General features: G+C 47.8%; 18 protein-coding genes and 2 pseudogenes. 11 read left to right on the forward strand and 9 right to left on the reverse strand.

Going from position 1 to position 19,075, the window contains the following annotated elements; genetic code table 11:
* Positions 1-90: 90 nt before the first annotated feature.
* Together AC5I6P_RS07925 and AC5I6P_RS07930 are read left to right on the forward strand one after the other, a co-directional pair.
* A pseudogene (locus AC5I6P_RS07925) lies at positions 91-396 on the forward strand (IS982 family transposase); the annotation flags it as partial.
* A 97-nt stretch (positions 397-493) separates the two neighbouring features.
* A protein-coding gene (locus AC5I6P_RS07930; protein WP_495693210.1) for an IS6 family transposase occupies positions 494-1,203 on the forward strand; the annotation gives its coding sequence in 2 pieces (ribosomal slippage) (positions 494-809 and positions 809-1,203; 711 coding nt in all).
* 66 nt (positions 1,204-1,269) lie between these two features.
* Here the strand turns inward: AC5I6P_RS07930 and AC5I6P_RS07935 are convergent.
* From AC5I6P_RS07935 to AC5I6P_RS07975, 9 genes are all read right to left on the reverse strand, one after another.
* Positions 1,270-1,974 carry an IS6 family transposase gene (locus tag AC5I6P_RS07935; protein ID WP_495693211.1) on the reverse strand — a complete coding sequence of 235 codons (705 nt, stop codon included), beginning with the start codon at positions 1,972-1,974 and terminating at the stop codon, positions 1,270-1,272.
* 94 nt (positions 1,975-2,068) lie between these two features.
* Positions 2,069-3,022 carry a DUF5996 family protein gene (locus tag AC5I6P_RS07940; RefSeq protein ID WP_495693212.1) on the reverse strand — a complete coding sequence of 318 codons (954 nt, stop codon included), beginning with the start codon at positions 3,020-3,022 and terminating at the stop codon, positions 2,069-2,071.
* A gap of 30 nt (positions 3,023-3,052) precedes the next feature.
* On the reverse strand, positions 3,053-3,328 hold the full coding sequence (locus tag AC5I6P_RS07945) for a UBP-type zinc finger domain-containing protein (RefSeq protein ID WP_190440354.1): 276 nt from the start codon (positions 3,326-3,328) through the stop codon (positions 3,053-3,055).
* 36 nt (positions 3,329-3,364) lie between these two features.
* Entirely contained in the window at positions 3,365-3,583 is a 219-nt protein-coding gene (locus AC5I6P_RS07950) for a hypothetical protein (RefSeq protein ID WP_495693213.1), read from the reverse strand.
* Between the two features lie 21 nt (positions 3,584-3,604).
* On the reverse strand, positions 3,605-3,940 hold the full coding sequence (locus tag AC5I6P_RS07955; protein ID WP_495693214.1) for a hypothetical protein: 336 nt from the start codon (positions 3,938-3,940) through the stop codon (positions 3,605-3,607).
* 45 nt (positions 3,941-3,985) lie between these two features.
* Positions 3,986-4,603 (reverse strand): FMN-dependent NADH-azoreductase, encoded by a 618-nt coding sequence (locus AC5I6P_RS07960; RefSeq protein WP_495693215.1) that lies wholly within the window; start codon positions 4,601-4,603, stop codon positions 3,986-3,988.
* Positions 4,604-4,890: 287 nt separating this feature from the next.
* Positions 4,891-5,775, reverse strand: a complete 885-nt coding sequence (locus AC5I6P_RS07965; RefSeq protein WP_495693216.1) for an NmrA family NAD(P)-binding protein — start codon at positions 5,773-5,775, stop codon at positions 4,891-4,893.
* 14 nt (positions 5,776-5,789) lie between these two features.
* Entirely contained in the window at positions 5,790-6,494 is a 705-nt protein-coding gene (locus AC5I6P_RS07970) for a nuclear transport factor 2 family protein (protein ID WP_495693217.1), read from the reverse strand.
* 85 nt (positions 6,495-6,579) lie between these two features.
* The gene (locus tag AC5I6P_RS07975; RefSeq protein ID WP_495693218.1) at positions 6,580-6,801 is read right to left on the reverse strand and encodes a hypothetical protein; all 222 of its coding nucleotides are present in this window, start codon (positions 6,799-6,801) and stop codon (positions 6,580-6,582) included.
* A 150-nt stretch (positions 6,802-6,951) separates the two neighbouring features.
* Between AC5I6P_RS07975 and AC5I6P_RS07980 the strand changes: the two genes are divergently transcribed.
* The 9 genes and pseudogenes from AC5I6P_RS07980 (at position 6,952) to AC5I6P_RS08020 (ending at position 19,040) form a co-directional block, all read left to right on the forward strand.
* Entirely contained in the window at positions 6,952-13,614 is a 6,663-nt protein-coding gene (locus AC5I6P_RS07980) for a PAS domain S-box protein (RefSeq protein WP_495693219.1), read from the forward strand.
* A gap of 7 nt (positions 13,615-13,621) precedes the next feature.
* Positions 13,622-14,251: a response regulator gene (locus AC5I6P_RS07985; RefSeq protein WP_495693220.1), complete on the forward strand. Its 630-nt coding sequence runs from the start codon at positions 13,622-13,624 to the stop codon at positions 14,249-14,251.
* A gap of 412 nt (positions 14,252-14,663) precedes the next feature.
* Entirely contained in the window at positions 14,664-15,044 is a 381-nt protein-coding gene (locus AC5I6P_RS07990) for a peptidoglycan-binding domain-containing protein (RefSeq protein ID WP_495693221.1), read from the forward strand.
* Between the two features lie 127 nt (positions 15,045-15,171).
* Positions 15,172-15,729: a DsbA family protein gene (locus tag AC5I6P_RS07995; protein WP_495693222.1), complete on the forward strand. Its 558-nt coding sequence runs from the start codon at positions 15,172-15,174 to the stop codon at positions 15,727-15,729.
* 47 nt (positions 15,730-15,776) lie between these two features.
* Complete coding sequence (locus tag AC5I6P_RS08000; RefSeq protein WP_495693223.1) at positions 15,777-16,145, forward strand: response regulator transcription factor; 369 nt, start codon at positions 15,777-15,779, stop codon at positions 16,143-16,145.
* A 231-nt stretch (positions 16,146-16,376) separates the two neighbouring features.
* Entirely contained in the window at positions 16,377-16,733 is a 357-nt protein-coding gene (locus tag AC5I6P_RS08005) for an AraC family transcriptional regulator (RefSeq protein ID WP_495693224.1), read from the forward strand.
* 41 nt (positions 16,734-16,774) lie between these two features.
* On the forward strand, positions 16,775-17,725 hold the full coding sequence (locus AC5I6P_RS08010) for a CPBP family glutamic-type intramembrane protease (protein ID WP_495693225.1): 951 nt from the start codon (positions 16,775-16,777) through the stop codon (positions 17,723-17,725).
* Between the two features lie 43 nt (positions 17,726-17,768).
* Positions 17,769-18,025 (forward strand): annotated as a pseudogene (locus tag AC5I6P_RS08015) (SDR family oxidoreductase).
* A gap of 70 nt (positions 18,026-18,095) precedes the next feature.
* The gene (locus AC5I6P_RS08020; RefSeq protein WP_495693226.1) at positions 18,096-19,040 is read left to right on the forward strand and encodes a zinc-binding dehydrogenase; all 945 of its coding nucleotides are present in this window, start codon (positions 18,096-18,098) and stop codon (positions 19,038-19,040) included.
* Positions 19,041-19,075 lie beyond the last annotated feature (35 nt).

Consider the following 19,075-nt stretch of genomic DNA (forward strand, 5'->3'; position numbering starts at 1 on the left):
ATCTGGTACTTTGTTCACGCCTATAACAAATCATTACTTCTGTAGGACTACCAGCTTTTGATACAGAAACAACAAAAGTAGGTGAGACGCATGTATTCTATCGAGGAATTCATCATTGCAGTCTATTGCTGTGTAGACGATCAACTGAAAACCCTGACCAAATCAGCACCAATTCGAGGACGTGGATTTGAGCCAGGATTGAGTGACGCGGAAGTGATGACGATAGAAATTGCCGGGGAATATCAGCACTACGACAGTGATAAAGGAATTTGGAGCTATTTTCGCCGACACTGGCACAGTTGGTTTCCGAACTTGTTGAGTCGGTCAAGTTTTGTGCGGCAAGCGGCAAATTTATGGCAGTACAAGCAGCGATTACAGCAGCACTTGGCAGCGGAGTAAGGGGCATTTGAAGACGAGGTGCATCTGATGGCTGTGTCGCAAAAATTAGCCAATGGTAAGCTTGACAAGCCCCGTTCTGTCTTCTTGCCCTCCGATGTCTACTGTTTCTCTATCTAAGTGGCGGCAGTTTCTGCCCGAAATCATCCTGCTCAACGTCCGGTGGTACTGTCGCTACACCTTGAGCTATCGAGATTTGGAGGAGATGATGCAGGAACGAGGCGTGGAGGTTGACCACTCGACGATCAACCGTTGGGTACTGAAGTACGCGCCCGAACTGGACAAACGGATTCGACCCTACCTCAAGCCGACGAATGATTCCTGGAGAACCGACGAAACCTACATCAAAATTAAGGGTGTGTGGAAATATCTGTATCGCGCAGTCGATTCAGAAGGGAATACCCTAGACTTCATTTGAGTGCCAAGCGGGATGGCAAGGCAGCAGCACGCTTCTTTCGTAAAGTCCTCAAGGCTCAGCACACTCAGATGCCACGGGTGATTACAGTGGATAAGAATGCCGCTTACCCAGTAGCAATGGAAGCGTTGAGAGAAGATGAGACGCTCGCTGAAACAACTGAATTACGGCAAGTGAAATACTTGCATAACGTGGTTGAACAGGACCACAGAAATATCAAGCGGATTACCAGACCCATGATGGGATTCAAATCGTTCAATAGTGCGAGAAGAACCCTGAGAGGGATTGAGGCAATGAACATCATTCGTAAAGGACAAGTGAAAGGAATCAAACAAGGGAATAGTGTCTCTCAAGCCAAGTTGATTGAAGCACTCTTTGGAATTGCTGCTTAAGCGAATGCAAACGATATCGATCGGTTGTCCTTAATAAGTTTTTGCGACACAACCCACAGAATCGCTCTACCGACTCAAACGCCCCAAAGCCCAGGGTCGGATAATAGCGGTGTTTGATCCCCCGATGCTCTTGCTCAATGGGATTATCAAACAACTTCCCGGTTCATGGATGACCGCTTCACTCAGAACCTCTGAGATGGCGCGCGGGTAGGATGCCAGCCTATCCGTCACGACTCGATTCGGCGGTGTTTGCGCCATCTCCAACGCTTGCTCGAAAAACACTTGCGCCGATTCCATGTCTCGCTGCTCCCGCAGCAGCGAGTTTACCAAATTGCCGTCTTCATCCATCGCTCGATACAAGTAGCACCACCGACCCTTGACTCGGATGAAGGTTTCATCGACGTGCCAGTTCCTCCCCATCGTACCCCTGCGCTTTGCCCGCAGTTGCTCGGTAACTAGAGGCGCAAATCGCTCTTCCCAATGCCGCACCGTTTCATGCGTGAACTCACATCCGCGCAGCAGAAAGAAGTCTGCGACATCTCGCAGGCTCATCATCTTGTAGCGCAACCGACCCATCAACACCTGAAACACAATATCGGTGAACACTTCTAGGAAGTTGAACCGCGTGCCTGTGCCTTCATTGAAGCTCGATAGACATTCCCGGCAATAGAACGTCGGGTAGCCGAGGCTGGTGGCGCGTTTGAGTTGAGTCGTGAGTGAGGAATGGCAGTGGGGACAGTGCATCAACTCGATGTGGGAGTTCGGTTTCAAGTTAGTCCCCAGAGTATCAGAGACAGTGGATTTCGCTCAACATTTAAGTCTTAATTCTGACACTTTCCTTAAGATCTGCCAGTTAGACGCCAATTTAGGAATGCAGTTGCGACTTAAACGTCAACTGCTGAAGTTCCTTTTGATTCCAGTTGCCTAACCTGGCGGCAGCTTCGTAGGTGCTTTGCAAGAACTCTAACAACATCTGATCCGGTGATTCTGCCTCACGGACAGCGTCGTAGGGCAAAATAAACTCGCCCAACTCTTTATTGTAAAATGCAGCATCAGGACGAACCTCAGCCTGCTTAAACCCATCGGGTTCTGGGTACGCATAGGAATAAAACGCTGGATATGATAATCCGGCTCCGGGCCAAAATCCGGCACTACTGACTTCCTGGGAATAGGCTTCTTGCGCCACTGCATCCGGTAGATTTGGCACCCCTCCTGGATGTTCAGGAGCCGATCGCCCCGAAAAGCGAGTCACTGCTAAATCAAAACTCCCCCAGAAAAAATGAACCGGACTAACCTTGCCGGAAAAATGTGAGCGAAATTCTCGAAAGACCCGATCGGACTGTAGCAGCACTCGCCAGCATCGATTGGCATAATCCGCATCATAAGCAGCATGGGTTTCATCCTGCTCAAATCGAATTGGATTGGGAACTTCATTTGGTTTGGTGTTAATGGTGATGTGAAGATCGAGTGCTCTGAGCGTTTCCATCACAGTCTGATAAAAATCAGCAACAGAGCGAGGGTAGAGTGCGATCGCTCGTCTTGCCCCTGCGCTGGTTTGAATCAGCAACTCATGATCAATGAAGTCAAAGTCGATTTGAAAGATGCGACTGCCATAGGGAATCGTGGAAGTGGTCAGTCCCCGAACGGTTAAATAGAGGGGAATATGCCAGGAATGATTAATCCACGGAGTTTGGGCAAGTCGGATTTTGCCGATGATTTGAGTCCACATGTGCAAGGTGGCATAGGTCTCTTGCCATGCGTCCAGGGGTAAACTCGGCCAAATATCTGTTGAGAATGGGGTCGGATGATTCGACATCATGGTTTCCTCGTGAATGGAAGCGGAGCTTAATCAATAGTTCTTCTGCTGTTCATCGGCAAAACACCACAGCCATTGTTCTCCCAATTCGGCTGAACTGATCACCGCATGTCCACTTTCTTCATAATGACGGCGTGCGTGCTGATTTTTGGATGAGTCGCAGCACAACATTTTGCCGCAGGTTTGACAAATTCTCAAGTGAACCCAGCGATCGCCAACCCGAAGGCATTCCTCACAGCGGAATACCGGGTAATTGGCTTTTGAAATCATAGTCTCTAGCGTCAGTTCGTTCAGGTGTTGACAAGACATGGAAGGCTCCTGTAAATGTGCAAGAGATGTACTTGATCAAATGGGATACAGCCATTTGCGAAAGAGTTGAGTGAGGTGCGGCATAATCACGTAGGTCAGCAGGACAACCGTTAGACCTGTAACCAACAGCGTTCTGAGCAATACCGGAAGCCCAGCCAGGAGCGGTACTAGAAAACGATTGAGAATAGATATCGTAAAAAACACTCCCAGCCATGTGACGATCGCCATTTTGTAGCGCGGGGGTGGAGCCTTCATGGGTTTGTTGGGAAGCGTAAATCAGGTTTCCAGACCCGTTAGAGTTTGAATGGTTTCAGGCTTTTCAATCAAGGGTTGTAACCGCTCCAGCCATTCCTGCCGCACACTAGATTCCAGCCAGGTTTTGAGGTTGTTGTAATGATCAAATCTGAGAATTGCCACATATTCAGGATGAGTGGGGTTACAGGGTCGGATCACGCTGACTCCTAAGTGTCCCTTAAATTGGTGAGCAGCCGTCGCAATTCCGTGCAACCATTCCTCATAACCTTGCTCGCGCCCAGATCGAACGAAGTGAGAAATGATGGCGGTTACCTGGTGAGTTTCTTCATCTGTACCCACGACTAGTGGATCCTGCATTACACATGACCTCAAAAACTTTAGCTACCCAAAAAGTGATGATAGTTAATGCGCGATCGCTGCTCTTAAAGCAGATTGGGCATTAGCGATCGCCAGATTCCGGGCTTCATCCCCAAGATTAAGGCTATCGGCATAGACGAACTCAACATCCGTGATACCAATAAACCCAAAAATGAGTCGCAAGTAGGGTGTTTGTAGATCATAGGAGTGAGTAGGGCTACCTTCGGGGTAGGCTCCGCCTTGAGCCATAATGATCGTCATTTTCTTATTGTGAATCAATCCCTTGTAACCTGCTTCATCAACGGAGAATGTACGTCCCGCTCGCACAATCTGGTCAAGATAAGCTTTGAAGTTGGCAGGAATGCTGAAGTTATACATGGGGATACTGAAAACGTAGCGATCGGCTGATAAAAACTCGTCGATCAATTCGTCGGAAATTTGAATTGCAGCGGCTAACTCAGGTGTATGTTGATCGGATGGAGTAAATGCAGCCGCGATCCAGTCTTCGCTCACAAAAGGAACAGGGTGATGCCCAATATCACGGTAAGTGATGGTGTCGTTGGGATGAGTGGTTTTCCACTGGTTAATGAACTCTTTAGAGAGCGTGCGATAGATGGAGCGATCGCCACGCGGGCTCGCATTTAAATGGAGAATGTGGGTCATAGGATAAATTCCAGATTGTGAATGAAGAATGTAGCGGAGACGAATGAGTGATCGCTGGCGATCGCGCAGCCAGCCGAACCTGCGCCGACCACAATGTAATCATATTGAGTCATAACACTCTCGCTTGCAAACTTAACGGTTGTCCTGCAAGATTCTCTTTGTTCTATCTATCTGAAGTGTATTGAATTCCAGTGCTTGACTGCTTTCAGATTCTTACAATGGTTTGTCAGATTCTTATGGAGTTAGCCAATCTGTTTCAGTGCCATTCCACTGAAGCACTTAGCGTGTTAAGCCAGAATGTGTTTGAGTAGTTTATGGATTGCAAACTGCTCAAATGTTGTTGGTGTAATTGCTTCAGGTGTTCGTGCTGTTGCATAGATGCCATCAGGATTGCCAAGGGCACGAAACAGATTCCCTAACTCTCGTTGTACATCCGGGGTTGCTCCAGTCAATGATAGTTGCTGCTGGATTGATTCAACCGTTACTTGAACATATTCAATCGAACGATTCAGCACTCGCGAAACAATAGCAGTGGTTTCAGGAAGCGTTAGATTTTCTGGTCCCATCAAATTACGAGTCCATTGCCCAGCCCAACGATCGTCAAGTAAATACTTTGCGGCTTCATCACCGATGTCATCAGTACTAATCCAGGGAATATCATGGTCACTGGCGTAGGGAAAATATACGGCATTGTCTTGCTCAATAAACTTGACTTGCCCTAGAAAATTCTCCATGAAATAACCAGGACGCAGATGCAGCACATTCGAGAGCGTTTGGTTGAAAATCGATTCAACAGTCCCAACAAATGTAACTGTGCCGAGATCTTCACTTGCACCTGCACCCAGGCTAGAAATGTTGACTACTCGCTTGATGCTGTTTTCACGCACTGCTCTAGCCCCAGCCATCGCCGTCTGGATATACCAATCGCGTAAGCTGAGTGCATCCAGTTTCGGTGGAGTCACCCAAAATAAAGCATCTGCATCCTGTGTTACCTCGATCAATCCTTGAGGATCATCACTGCTGATTGGCTTCACCGTAGCACCTTGAGCCGCTAAATCAGCTAGCTTCTCTGGCTGTCGTGTCAGAAGGATGGTTTCGACTCCAGCCTGAACAACTTTCTGTGCAGCGTGTCGTCCAATATTGCCGGAAGCTGCGGCAATCACAATTTTCATGCTTTTTCCTTTGCCTACGCTACGCTATCTGCATTGAAAGATTGACGCAAATTTTGTGTGCCACCCCATGCCTTAAGGGCGGGAATAGGATTCCAGTATTCGCGATAATGAATGATCTTGCCTTCTTTAGTTTCCAGCCGCATTACATAATCTTGTTGATAGTGACGACCTGTAGAAACAATGACGGCTTCTCCATAAACCTCAGCAAATAGAACATTAGGATTTGACGTTGGGTAGATCCGGACGTTGGTAAACACCAAATCTTGCATTTGTGCTGGCACATCTTTCATGTAGTTGTAGATGGCTTCTTTGCCTTCTAATCGTCCTGGTGTCGTGGAAGCATAGGGAAACTCAACGACTGCATTTTCGGCAAACAAATCTACCCAAGCTTGAACATCCTTACCCACAAGTGCTAAATGAGTGGCAAAAGCTTCAGCCGTCTGTCGCTCTTGGTTTGGTACTGGTTGCATTGAATTCTCCTGAAAGCTGTTGATATTGCCAAAGTGAATATCTGGTGTACTTTGCTCCGAGTAGATCGGAGGCGACTGCACTGAGAGCAATGCGATCGCTCCTAATGCTTTCAACGTCGCTGCTTGAGCGTGCGTTAATCCAGTTGCACCTTGAATATTCATGCCTTCAAGCATGGAACCGTGCAATTTACTTGCTCGCTCCATTTGCATGACTGTTTGAATAAACTCAATATAGGTGGTCGCCTTCAAGCTGTCGCCTATAGCAAGTTAAATTTTTTATAGTGCAAATTGATAGATTAACCATGCCATCGCGGAGTAGAAGGCTGGCTCTAACTTAAGTTAGAATCCAAACTTGATCGAAAGTACATTCATACAACCAATCGACCATTAATCGACCAATCATTCCAGTGAACAGGCACTGCGCTGGAGCGTGGTTTTTCGCAAGGTCACCCATGGCTTTTGCTCTGATTGGGGTGCGGAGTTGTTCGCCCAGGTGCGGTCGTTGGTGGATACGGCTCACCATCAGAGTATCTCTGCCTTCCAGTCTATTCCCCATGCCCTTGCCTCACACCAGTCTGATCGGCTACTGAGTTGAGCAATTACAAGTCAAAATATAGAGATCTACACAAGGCGCTTTATATTCTGGAGTTTGGCAAGCGATATACTTTGGGAAACGGATGACAGTCCTTCATCGGGGGAGTATTCAATGATTACCCTGCCTGGAATTACTATCCACAGCAAAATCTATGAGAGCTTAGCTTCTCTGGTGTATCGGGGCATTAGAGAGCAAGATAACTGTGCAGTGATTGCCAAAGTTTTCAAGCAGGATTATCCCTCTCCTCAGGAATTAACTCGCTATCGGCAGGAGTATGAAATTACTCATTTTCTCAACATTGAAGGCGTCGTCAAGGCATACAGCCAGCAAGACTACCAGCGCACGCTGGTTATTCTTTTGGAAGACTTTGGTGGAGAGTCTTTAGAATGCTGGATGCGGCAGCAACCGGGTTTCTCTCCTATGCCCTTACCTACTTTTCTGAGACTGGCGATCGCCATTACTGATACTCTAGGCAAAATCCATGCGGCTCATGTCATCCATAAAGATATTAATCCTGGCAACATTGTCTTTAATCCGAACACTGGCGTTGTCAAAATCATCGATTTTGGCATTGCCACTCGCTTCAGTCGCACCAATCCCACCTTCAAAAGTCTCTATCTTCTAGAAGGAACCCCCGCCTATTTGTCGCCAGAGCAAACCGGACGAATGAACCGGATGCTCGACTATCGCACCGACTTTTATTCACTGGGTGCAACCTTCTACGAACTGTTGACGGGACAATTGCCGTTTCCCACCCGTGATCTCCTGGAACTAGTTCATTGTCACATTGCTACACCGCCCACTCCTCCGCACGAATTGAATGCCACGATCCCCCAACCTGTCTCGGATCTGATTTTGAAACTGATGGCGAAGAATGCGGAGGATCGTTATCAAAGTGCCTGGGGCATCAAAGCAGATCTAGAGCGCTGTGCCCAACAACTGGCGGAGATGGGACAGATTAACGCCATATCGTTGGGACTGCAAGATGTTTCCGAGCAGTTCCGCATTCCTCAAAAACTGTATGGGCGAGAAGCGGAGATTGCAGCATTATGGGTGGCGTTTGACAGAGTGGCAGGGAGTAAGGCAGTCCGTGAAATGATGCTAGTCTCCGGTTATGCTGGCATCGGCAAAACAGCATTGGTACAGGAACTCTCTAAACCGATCACCGCAAAGCACGGCTATTTTATCTGGGGTAAATTTGACCAATTCCAGCGCAATATTCCCTACAGCGCGATCGTCGATGCTCTGCAAAAGTTGGTGCAGCAACTCTTGGGAGAACCCAATGAACAGGTGGAAGTATGGCGATCGCGTCTACTCACTGCTTTGGGAAGCAACGGACAAATTATCATAGATGTGATTCCCGAAGTTGAGTTCATTATTGGCAAGCAGCCGCCTGTGCCCGAAGTTGGAGCAACTGAGGCACAGAATCGCTTCAATCTCACGTTTCAAAGGTTTATGCGGGCGTTTTGTGCAAAAGAGCATCCCCTGGTCATTTTCTTAGACGATCTACAGTGGATCGATTCTGCAACGTTGAAGTTAATCGAACTCATATTGCTTGACGAGCAAACTCAATCCCTGTTTTTGATCGGAGCCTATCGAAATCATGAAGTGTCTTCAACCCATTCATTAATTTTGATGCTGGAGAGCTTGCGAAATCAGGGTGTAGCGATTCAAGAAATTACCCTGACTCCTTTAACGCTGGAACCGTTGATTCAACTGATAGCTGAGACATTACATTGCAATCCTGATACCGTTCGTTCCTTAGCCCAAGTCGTGTTGCGTAAAACCGAGGGCAACCCTTTCTTTGTTGGTGAATTTTTGAAGCTGCTGCATAGCGAAAACCTGTTAACCTTTGATGCCCAACAGTTGAGTTGGCAGTGGAACCTAGCTGAGATTGAAGCTCAAGATATCACCGATAATGTGGTGGAGTTACTGCTGCGTCAATTGCAAAAATTACCGGAAGCAACACAGCAAACTCTCTGCATAGCGGCTTGTGTTGGGTCTGAGTTTGATTTAGAAACGTTGGCGCTTAGCGCAGAGCGCAACTCCGAAGGAACCGTTTGCGAAAAATCACCGAAAGCAATTTTCCAGGATCTACTAGCAGTAATACAAGCTGGATTAATTCAACCTCTGTCTGAATTGGACGAAGACTTGCTGGTTCAAGAGTATAAGTTTCTGCATGATCGCGTGCAGCAAGCGGCTTATGCCCTAATTGATGAATCACAGAAACAGGTTGTTCATCTTCAAATCGGTCGCAATTTGCTCGAAAAAACTTCACCGGAGCAACGATTCGATCGACTGTTTACTATTGTGGATCATCTCGATCAAGGAACGGAGCTTGTCACTGCTCAACCAGAACGAACTGAAATTGCCACATTGAATTTAACGGCAGGTCAGAAAGCAAAGGCAGCAACGGCTTATGAAGCAGCTTTTAAGTATTTCACTACAGGGCTTAAACTCCTCAATTCAGAGAGTTGGCAGAGTGAGTATGACCTTACCTTAGCGCTGTACTCAGAAGCAGCAGAAGCGGCGTATCTCCAGGGTCGCTTTGATGAGATGGAACAGTTGGTAGAAGTGGTACTCGATCGTGCCAAAACAGTGGTTGACAAAGTACAGGCTTACGATAGCAGAATTCAAGGATATTTGTCACAGGGCAACCTGAAAGAAGTACTAAAAACTGGATTGGAAGCGTTAAAGCTCTTGGGAATAGATTTAATAGAAAATCCAAGTCAGGCAGATATTCAAAGGGAATTGGAGTCAACGGCTGCAGTACTTGCTGAACGAGAAATCGAAGACTTAATTAATTTACCAGAGATGACTGCACCAGAACCACTGGCAGCTGTGTCAATTTCAACGAATATGGGGTCTGCTGCATTTATAACGTTACCAGCACTGTGGATACTGATTGTATGTAAGAGGGTAAATCTGTCAATTAACTACGGTAATACTACCTGGTCACCACATAGTTATGCTGCTTACGGATCTGTTCTATGTGGAGTTGTTCAAGACATTGAACTCGGTTATAAATTTGGACAACTGGCTCTCAGCTTGGCAGAACGATTGAATACCAAAAAAGGGAATGCTAAAGCATTAATGTTGTCGAGTACCCACATCATGCACTGGAAGGTGCATCTTAGGAACACAATACCCATGCTGGCTGATGCCTATCAAGATGGAGTAGAAACTGGAGACTTTGAAACTGCTGGTTATGCTGCATATGACGTGTGCTATAACTCGTTTTTTGCTGGGGAGGAACTTACCCAACTGGAACAAAAAACAGCATTTTACAGCAAATCGATTGACCAAATTAGACGAGAAAGTCCCTCGAATTGGCTGGCAATATTGCGGCAGACTATTCTTAGTTTGCAAGATAGTCCTGAGAATTCCAGCCGCTTAGTTAGTAGGCTACATAATGAAGAACAGGCGTTATCACACGCTATTGCAGTTAAAGATGGAAATGCAATTCAGATACTCTATTTGCACAAAGTCATGTTGTGTTATCTATTTGAAGAACACCGTCAAGCTGTACAGACTGCTATTTTGGCAAGGCAACATTTTGAAGAGGTGACAGCAATAAAGGTTTTACCTGTATTCTGTTTCTACCATTCTCTAACGCTTTTGAGCCTATTGCTCGATGCTTCAAACTCTGAAAAAGCAGCTTGGCTAAGTTGTGTTAGCTCTAATCAAGAAAAGATGCAAAAGTGGGCGAGTCATGCCCCAATGAATTATCTCCATAAATTTTATTTAGTCGAAGCAGAGAAAGCGCGAGTCTTAGGGCAATTCTTCGAGGCTGAGGAACTTTATGAACGGGCGATCGCAGGTGCTACTGAGCATGAGTTTATCCAAGAAGAAGCATTAGCTTATGAATTAGCAGCAAAACATTATCTGGCGCGAGGTCGGGAAAAGTTTGCTCAGACCTACATGAAAGAAGCGCACTATTGCTACGATCGCTGGGGCGCAACTGCTAAAGTTAAAGACTTAGAAACTCGCTATCCACAGTTCTTTCCTCAGTCGTCTAGAGCCGCTTCCGCATCAATTCCTATTACTGCTAAAACTATCTCTAATCCCTTCCATACTACTTTCGATTTAGCAGCAGTGATGAAAGCTTCACAGGCGATTTCTCGCGAAATTGAACTGAAGCAACTGCTGCGATCACTGATGCAAACTTTAATTGAGAATGCTGGCGCACAAACCGGCTATCTGATTTTAGAAAACTCAGGAGAATGGTCGATTGAAGCGGCTTGTGAACTCAATACCGATGAGAATTCTTGTGCGACTCAGGTGTTACAGTCTATTCCAATTGCCGATCAATTGCCAGAATCAATCATTCAATATGTGATTCGGACTCTGAAGCCTGTCACCTTAAATGATGCGACTCGTGAAGGTGCTTTTGTTAATGAGCCATACATTCAACAGAACCAGCCTCAATCTGTTTTCTGTTTGCCGCTGCTGAATCAAGCCAAGCTGGTCGGTGTATTGTATTTAGAAAATCGGTTAGCAGCTAGAGTATTTACACCAGAGCGATCGCAGGTCTTGCAGCTATTATCGACTCAAGCAGCGATCGCCATTGAAAATGCCAAACTTTACTCAGAACTGCAGGCTAAGGAAAGCAAGATCACCCAGTTCCTCGAAGCGATTCCGGTGGGAATTGGGATCGTGGATGCGATGGGTTGCCCTTACTATGCCAACCAATGCGGCAATCAAATCATGGGCAAAGAAACTGATACTTCCATAGCACCGGAGCAGATCTCAGAGGCTTATCAGCTTTATGTAGCGGGAACGGATCAAATCTATCCAGCGGAGAACTTGCCAGCTGTGCGGGCATTAAGGGGCGAACGCATCAGGACTGAAGATATAGAAATTCGTCGAGATCATGCCACAATTCTACTTGAGGCACGGGGAACACCAGTTTTTGATCAACAGGGCAATATCACTTATGCGATCGCTACCTTTCAGGATATTACAGAGCGCAAACAAGCTGAGAAACTCCTAGCCGACTACAACTGCACTTTAGAGCAACAGGTCGCAGAACGAACTGCCGCGTTACAACGCAGTGAAGCTAAGTTCCGAACTATCTTTGAAAACTCGCAGGTTGGCATCTACCGAACCCGCCTCTCGGATGGATTAATTCTCGATGCCAATCAACGCTTTGCCAATCTGTATGGCTTTGACTCACCAGAGGAGATCATTGGGATTGAACACACCGCAGGCTACTATGTCAATCCCAGCGATCGCCAACAATTCCTTGAGTTGCTGAAGCGGGATGGGGAAGTGCGAAACTTTGAAGCCCAGGTGCGGAAACGAGATGGGACATTGTTTTGGGTACTTTTCTCTTCTTATCTGAATTCAGCCGATGGATACATCGAAGGGGTGGTTGTAGATATTAGCGATCGCAAACAAGCAGAAGCCGCTCTACAAACGAGTGAAGAACGACTACGCTTAGCCTTAACCGCTTCAAATCAAGGACTCTACGATCTCGACTTAAAAACTGAAGAAAGAACTGTCAACCCGGAATACGCTTTAATGCTGGGCTACAATCCAGCAACATTCCACGAACCCATTTACGAATGGATTGCTCGTTTGCATCCTGATGACAGAGACTCAGTTGTCGCAACCTACCGTGCTTACATTGCTGGAGAAATCCCCAGCTATCAAGCAGAGTATCGCCAGCGTACCCAGGATGGTCAGTGGAAATGGACTCTTTCTGTTGGCAAAATTGTTGCCTGGGACGAATCAGGTCAACCCATGCGGATGTTGGGAACCCACGTTGACATTAACGATCGCAAACAAGCAGAAGCAGCCCTACAAGCCTCAGAGACAAAGCTACGGACTCTAATTGAGGCAATTCCCGATCCATTTTTTGTACTGTCTGCTGAAGGGCGACTCCTTGAAATAATGGTACTGGAACCAAATCTGCTATGGCAACCCTTTGAGGAGATGATTGGTAAAACCATGCATCAACTCGGAAAGGAACAAGCTGATGAATTTCTAGGTTATATTCAGCAGGTACTGAGAACCCAACAAACCCTCACAGTCGAGTACAGTGTGTTTCTAAATGGACGAGAAGCCTGGTTTTCGGCTCGCATTGCTCCAATCGACCACGACCAAGTGATTTGGCTGGCGCGAGATATTACGGCACTGAAACAAGCAGAAGCAGCCTCAATTTTAGAGGAGCGCAACCGCATGGCGCGTGAAATTCACGACACACTCGCTCAGGCGTTTACAGGCATTCTGGCTCAGGTGGGAGCGGCAAACCAGGTGTTAACGGATGATGTAGAAGCAACTGGGGCACACCTGGATCTGATCAAAGAATTGGCGCGAACTGGACTGACTGAAGCGCGGCGATCGGTCGTCGCGCTGCGTCCTCAGCTTTTGGAGGAGGGCAGTTTACAGAGCGCTCTCCATCGTCTCGTCGCTCAGACTAGAGCTGCCGCAATGGATACCACTTTGCACTATGAGATCGAGGGGGCAGTGTATGCTCTCCCCACTGAAGTCGAGAGTAATCTACTGCGGATGGGGCAAGAAGCATTAACCAATGCGATTAAACATGCCAATGCTGACGAAATCCGAGTGGAGCTAATCTACGATCGCGATCAGGTTTGCTTGCGCGTGAAAGACAATGGACAGGGCTTTGGAGTTGGCAGTATTCCATCCTCTGAGGGGTTTGGCTTACTGGGCATGAGCGAACGGGCAGAGCGCATCGGCGCACAACTCACGATTCGGAGCCAACCTGGGCAAGGAACAGAGATGATTGTCACCGTCAACCGGGAGTAGCGCCACGATGAGCCAAGCCATAACCATTCGGGTTCTGATTGCAGACGATCATGCTATTTTTCGGCAAGGATTAGCCACGATTATTAACCGTGACCCAAATATGCAGGTGATTGCCCAAGCTGAGAATGGGGAGCAGGCGATCGCGCTATTTGGAGAACACCAACCGGATGTCACACTGATGGATCTACGAATGCCTGAAGTTGAAGGAGTAGAAGCCATCGGTGCAATTTGTGCGACGGCTAAATCTGCTCGGATTATTGTACTAACCACGTATGATGGCGACGAAGATATCTACCGGGGATTGCAGGCAGGCGCAAAAGGATACCTGTTGAAAGAAACTGAACCGGACGAGCTTCTGAATGCGATTCGTACCGTTCATCGGGGTCAGAAGTACATTCCGCCCGATGTGGGAGCAAAGTTGGTACAGCGCCTCAGCAATCCAGAACTGAGTGAACGAGAACTAGAAGTACTCCGCTCACTGGCGCAGGGGATGAGTAATGCCGATATTGCGACTGCTTTGAGTATTGGTGAAGGCACGGTTAAATCTCATGTCAATCGGATTTTGAATAAGTTAGATGTCAGCGATCGCACCCAAGCGGTGATTGTTGCTGTTAAACGCGGCATTGTCAGTTTGTAGGGTGTACTTTCGATTGAATTCGGATTCTAACTTGAGTTATAGTCAGCCTCCTACTTTGCGATGGCATGCTTGCTCTATCAATTTGTACTGCAAAAATTTTAACTTGCTGTAGACGACGGCTTGAAAGCGATCTCCTATATTGAGTTTATGCAAATAGAGATGCAGTCAATGGATTGAGCAGGTGAATTGGAGCAGAAATAGCAATCCTGTATCGTTGGTTTGAGAACGTGGGTTACGCAGCGAACTTTGCCTAATTTCAGCACCTATTTCCTAGCCTAACCAATCTTGAATCTTATTTGCGGGATCACAACTGGGCAAGCCTCGCCAGAAGTGCATCCAATCCGGCAAATCATGCTCCTTTAGAGCGGTAAACCTGATCAAATTTTCAACCCTAAATAGTGGAGACAAATCTATGGCTTCTACCCCCACAGCCACAGCGACAGACCCAGTGCTACGCCAAGGCGATTCTGGTGCTGCTGTCACTAAGCTACAACAATTGCTGAATGCCAAAGGAATCAACATTACAGTCGATGGAGTTTTTGGCAATGCGACTCGCGCCGCAGTGGTTCAGTTTCAACAGCAGAATGGCATTGTTGCAGATGGCATCGTTGGCACTCAAACTTGGCAAGCCCTTCGTCGAGTTGGCAATGCGCCAATTCAACTGACTGATGCAGCCATTTACTACGAGCCATCGAACTATCCCTATCAAAAAGAGGCGTTTGAATGGTTGCAATCCCAGATTTCTAGATCAGCTCTAGAGGAATTTGCTCGCCGTTGGCGAAACCTAGGCTAACGCAGCCATCACCGATCTCCAAGTTATTCAGCTCACGTTCACATTGCTGACGCTGGGAATGCCCTAAATCATAAGGTTTTTTCCAGCTTTTATTGCCAGGTTCCAGGCTTGATGCAGATGTAGAAAAATGAACGACGATCGTAGCCACAGTTTCTTACTTGTACCCCCTTCAACCCAAGATTGGATGCAGGGTGTGCTGAGTGCTAAGGTCGTGCTGGTAATGTATGGAGACTATCAAGACCCCAGAAGTGCAGACGTTTACAAGCTGATTAAAGGGATCAAACGAGAGCTTAGTGCTGCTTTTGGAGAAGATTATTTATGCTTGCTCTTCCGTCATTTTCCGCAAACACAGATTCATCCTCATGCTCAACGGGCAGCCGAAGCAGCCGAAGCAGCCGCTGCACAAGGACAGTTTTGGTCGATGCACGACACTTTATTTATCCATCAACAACAGTTAGAGAACGGTTATCTTGTCGAGTACGCCAACGATTTAGGGCTTGATATCCCTCAATTTCTCAAAGAGTTGTCTAAACAAGTGCATGTCGATCGCATCCATGAAGATATCGAAAGTGGATGGAAGAGTGGAGTAACGACTGCTCCAGCCCTATTTATCAATAACATTCGATATACCGGCCGCTGGAAGATGACAGAGTTAATGACAGCCATTGTTACTGCAAGTCATTAAGCTTCCCAACCTTTGCTCGCCGTCCATGTTTGACTGAGGACAATTTTATGAAATCCAGTCCACGATCGACCAAAAATGATTTCAAGCAATCGAGGTTTTCAACTCAGACTCATTTTCCCACTGCGCGCTCTCCTAATCATGCTCTTGTTACGGTTGCCCAAGAGGTCGCTGAGCGGCTCCAACAAGCCTATCCTCCTCCATCTGATGACAGTAACTCGGTTGAGGCGCTCGTGATTCGCGCAGTTGATTCAGACTTGAGGCAAATGATTCTCGCTGAATCACTCACAGATTGGGAGTTGGAGGCGTTGCAATTGATTGTTGATGGAGACAACAGTATCGCGATCGCTCGGAAACTTAATATTTCTGTGGGTACGGCAAAAACTCATATTCGCGACATTCTGAAGAAGCTCGTATGAGCAACCTCTGACACATTCGTGCCTAGTACTTATTTCTGAGAAGTGAGCAAGGTTTCGATCTAATTCATGACAATTCGGTCGATGTTTAAAGGCTCATGCTTTTAGATCTTGGGCAGCTCTGTTGCGCTCAATTTCTAACTTAAAGATTCTGTTTTTGCTTGCTAGTGCCAGTAAGCTACCTGATTTTGACGGTTAGCTTTTCCTGTCGAACAAACCACCCATTTCTGCACCATGCTAACCATTACAACGCCAACCCTTGAATTCAAGAACAGAGGTTTAACACGCACCCAATTGCAGCAAGTACTCGATTATATTCACACTCACCTTGACCGAGATTTGTCACTGGTCGAACTGGCAGAGACGCTGAATCTTAGCCCGACTTACTTTGCTAGTGCATTCAAACAAGCGATCGAGATTTCTCCACACCAGTATGTGATTCAACAACGAGTGGAACGAGCAAAATTGATGCTGTCGAAAACGGATTTAGCGATCGCAGACATTGCTCTACAAGTCGGCTTCTCCAGTCAGAGCCATCTGACACAGCAATTCAAGCGCATTACAGGAATGACTCCAAAACAGATTCGCTAACGTTCAAGCGCTACATACACGCACGAGTCAAGGAGACAAAGATGAAGATCAACGCAATCAAAACGAAAGTGCAAGATGCGACTTACGTAGAGGCCGCCCGGTGGGGAAAGTATCGGGGGTGGCGGTATGTTTTGGGACTGGTGATCATCCTCTTTGCGTGGCTGGTGGTCGGGACTGGTGCCAGCGTACTCGTCGCGATCATCGGCCAGCCGGATTACTTCGTGCTTGATTACCTCGTGCTTGGTCCTTTCGGGAAGTTCCTGTTTGTTATGGCAGGTTTCCCATTTTTCCTCGCGGGGGTTCTAATCGCCGTTACCCTTATCCACCGCCGCTACCCCCGGACGCTGATTACGGCGCGGGAGCGGATCGATTGGCGTCGCATCGGTCAGGGGTTTGTGGCGTGGTCCGTTCCAGCGTTTCTGATAGGCGTGCTGGGACAGTACCTCTTCTACCCCGATAGCTTCTCCTTCAACTCCGACCTCAAGACGTTCGCGCTCTTCGTGCCACTGGCACTGGTCTTCACCGCGATCCAGACGACCACGGAGGAGCTTTTCTTTCGCGGATACATCGTGCAGGGCGCGAGCATGATCTCGACCAACCGCGTTTTTCTGGCGCTCGTGGCAGCCATGGTATTCACCCTGCCGCACCTCTTAAACCCGGAGGTGAGCGCAGGCGGCTGGCTCACGGTCTTCTCCAACTACTTCCTCGTTCCGGGTCTGTTGTGGACTGTGGTTTCGTTGATTGACGGAACCACTGAACTCGCCATCGGCGCACACTTCGCGAACAACATCGGCAGCATACTCCTGTTTAACATCACTGGAAGTGCCGTGACCACACCGGCTCTGTTCACAATCAACGAGTACCACGCGACCTACGGGGCGCTATCAGTGCTGGTTGCAATACCCATATTCCTGGCGATCGCCTACAAGGTATTCAAACGCGACAAGGCATCCGAACCCGTTTTTCAGAGCGATCGGATTGGTCGTCGGTGATCTCGTCAGTTCGTTGCTGAAGGTCAATAGCAAACATGCAGTAATGGGGCTAACGCGATCGGCAGCACTTGACTATGCCAAACAGGGTATTCGGATTAATGCGGTGAATCCTGACCGATTGCGACTGACCTCATGGCTCGTGCCGCCGACCAGTGGGGCATCCCGTCCGATGATCTCGGGTCTACGGTTCCAATGGGTCGGATCGGTCAGGCAACGGAAATTGCTCAAGCGGTTATGTTTCTCTGCTCTGATGCTGCCAGCTACATCACTGGGCAACCGTTTGCGATCGATAGTGGATAGACAGCAAGTTGATTGAAACAGTTCTATCTAGAACACAAAACTATAGCCCTCTACACACAAGGACATGGCGATGCGTAGACTCGTGAGTTCACCAGATGCCGTTGGCAACCTCACCTTTCAAGACACTGAAGTTCCCACTCTGAATGCTAACGAGTGCTTGATTCGCGTCAAGGCATTTTCGATGAATCGGGGCGAACTTAAGCGATCGCAAAATGATCTACTGGGCACTCCGATTGGCTGGGATGTCGTTGGCGTTGTTGAACAAACAGCACAGGACGGTAGTGGCCCACCCACAGGGACAAAAATTGTTGCCCTCTCCATCCGCTCGGAGGGCTGGGCAGAATATGTAGCAATTCCGACTCGCTTTCTGGCTATTATTCCCCAGAGCGTATCAGATACCGATGCCGCCACACTGCCCGTCGCGGGGTTAACAGCACTGTATGCAGTGGAAAAGGGATCTCGTTTACTAGGAAGTCGGGTGCTGATCACAGGGGCAACAGGGGGAGTGGGACTCTTTGCCATGCAGCTTGCTCGGATGATGGGAGCCAGCGTCGTTGCCCAAATTCGTCAGCCAGCGCAAGAAGCATTTGTGCAAGATTATGGCGCGGATGAAGTGGTGGTGACTGAAACCGGGCAAGAAGCCAAGCAGTTCGCGCCTTATCGACTGATCGTTGATGGAGTAGGAGGTGAATTGGTCGGGACGCTAACTGCGTTTTTGGCTAAAGGAGGCACCTGCGTTTGTTATGGCAGTAGCAGCGGCAATGAGATGAAGCTGTCCCTACCAGACTTCTATTTCGAGAATGGAGGACAGCGCACGCTTTACGGGTTCACGCTGTACACCGAAGTAGAGATGGAAAGTGCTAGTTCTGGGCTGGCTCGTCTACTGAGGTTAGTTGAGCAGGGGCGGCTCAAAACGCACATCGATCGAGCAGTTTCATGGCGTGAAGCAGGCGTAACAGCGGCTGATTTGATCGGGCGCAGATTTTCAGGTAAGGCTGTGCTGCATGTGGACTAATTGTTGTTCATCGGCTGAGTCATGTCAGCCATATA

Source organism: Myxacorys sp., from assembly GCF_059501405.1.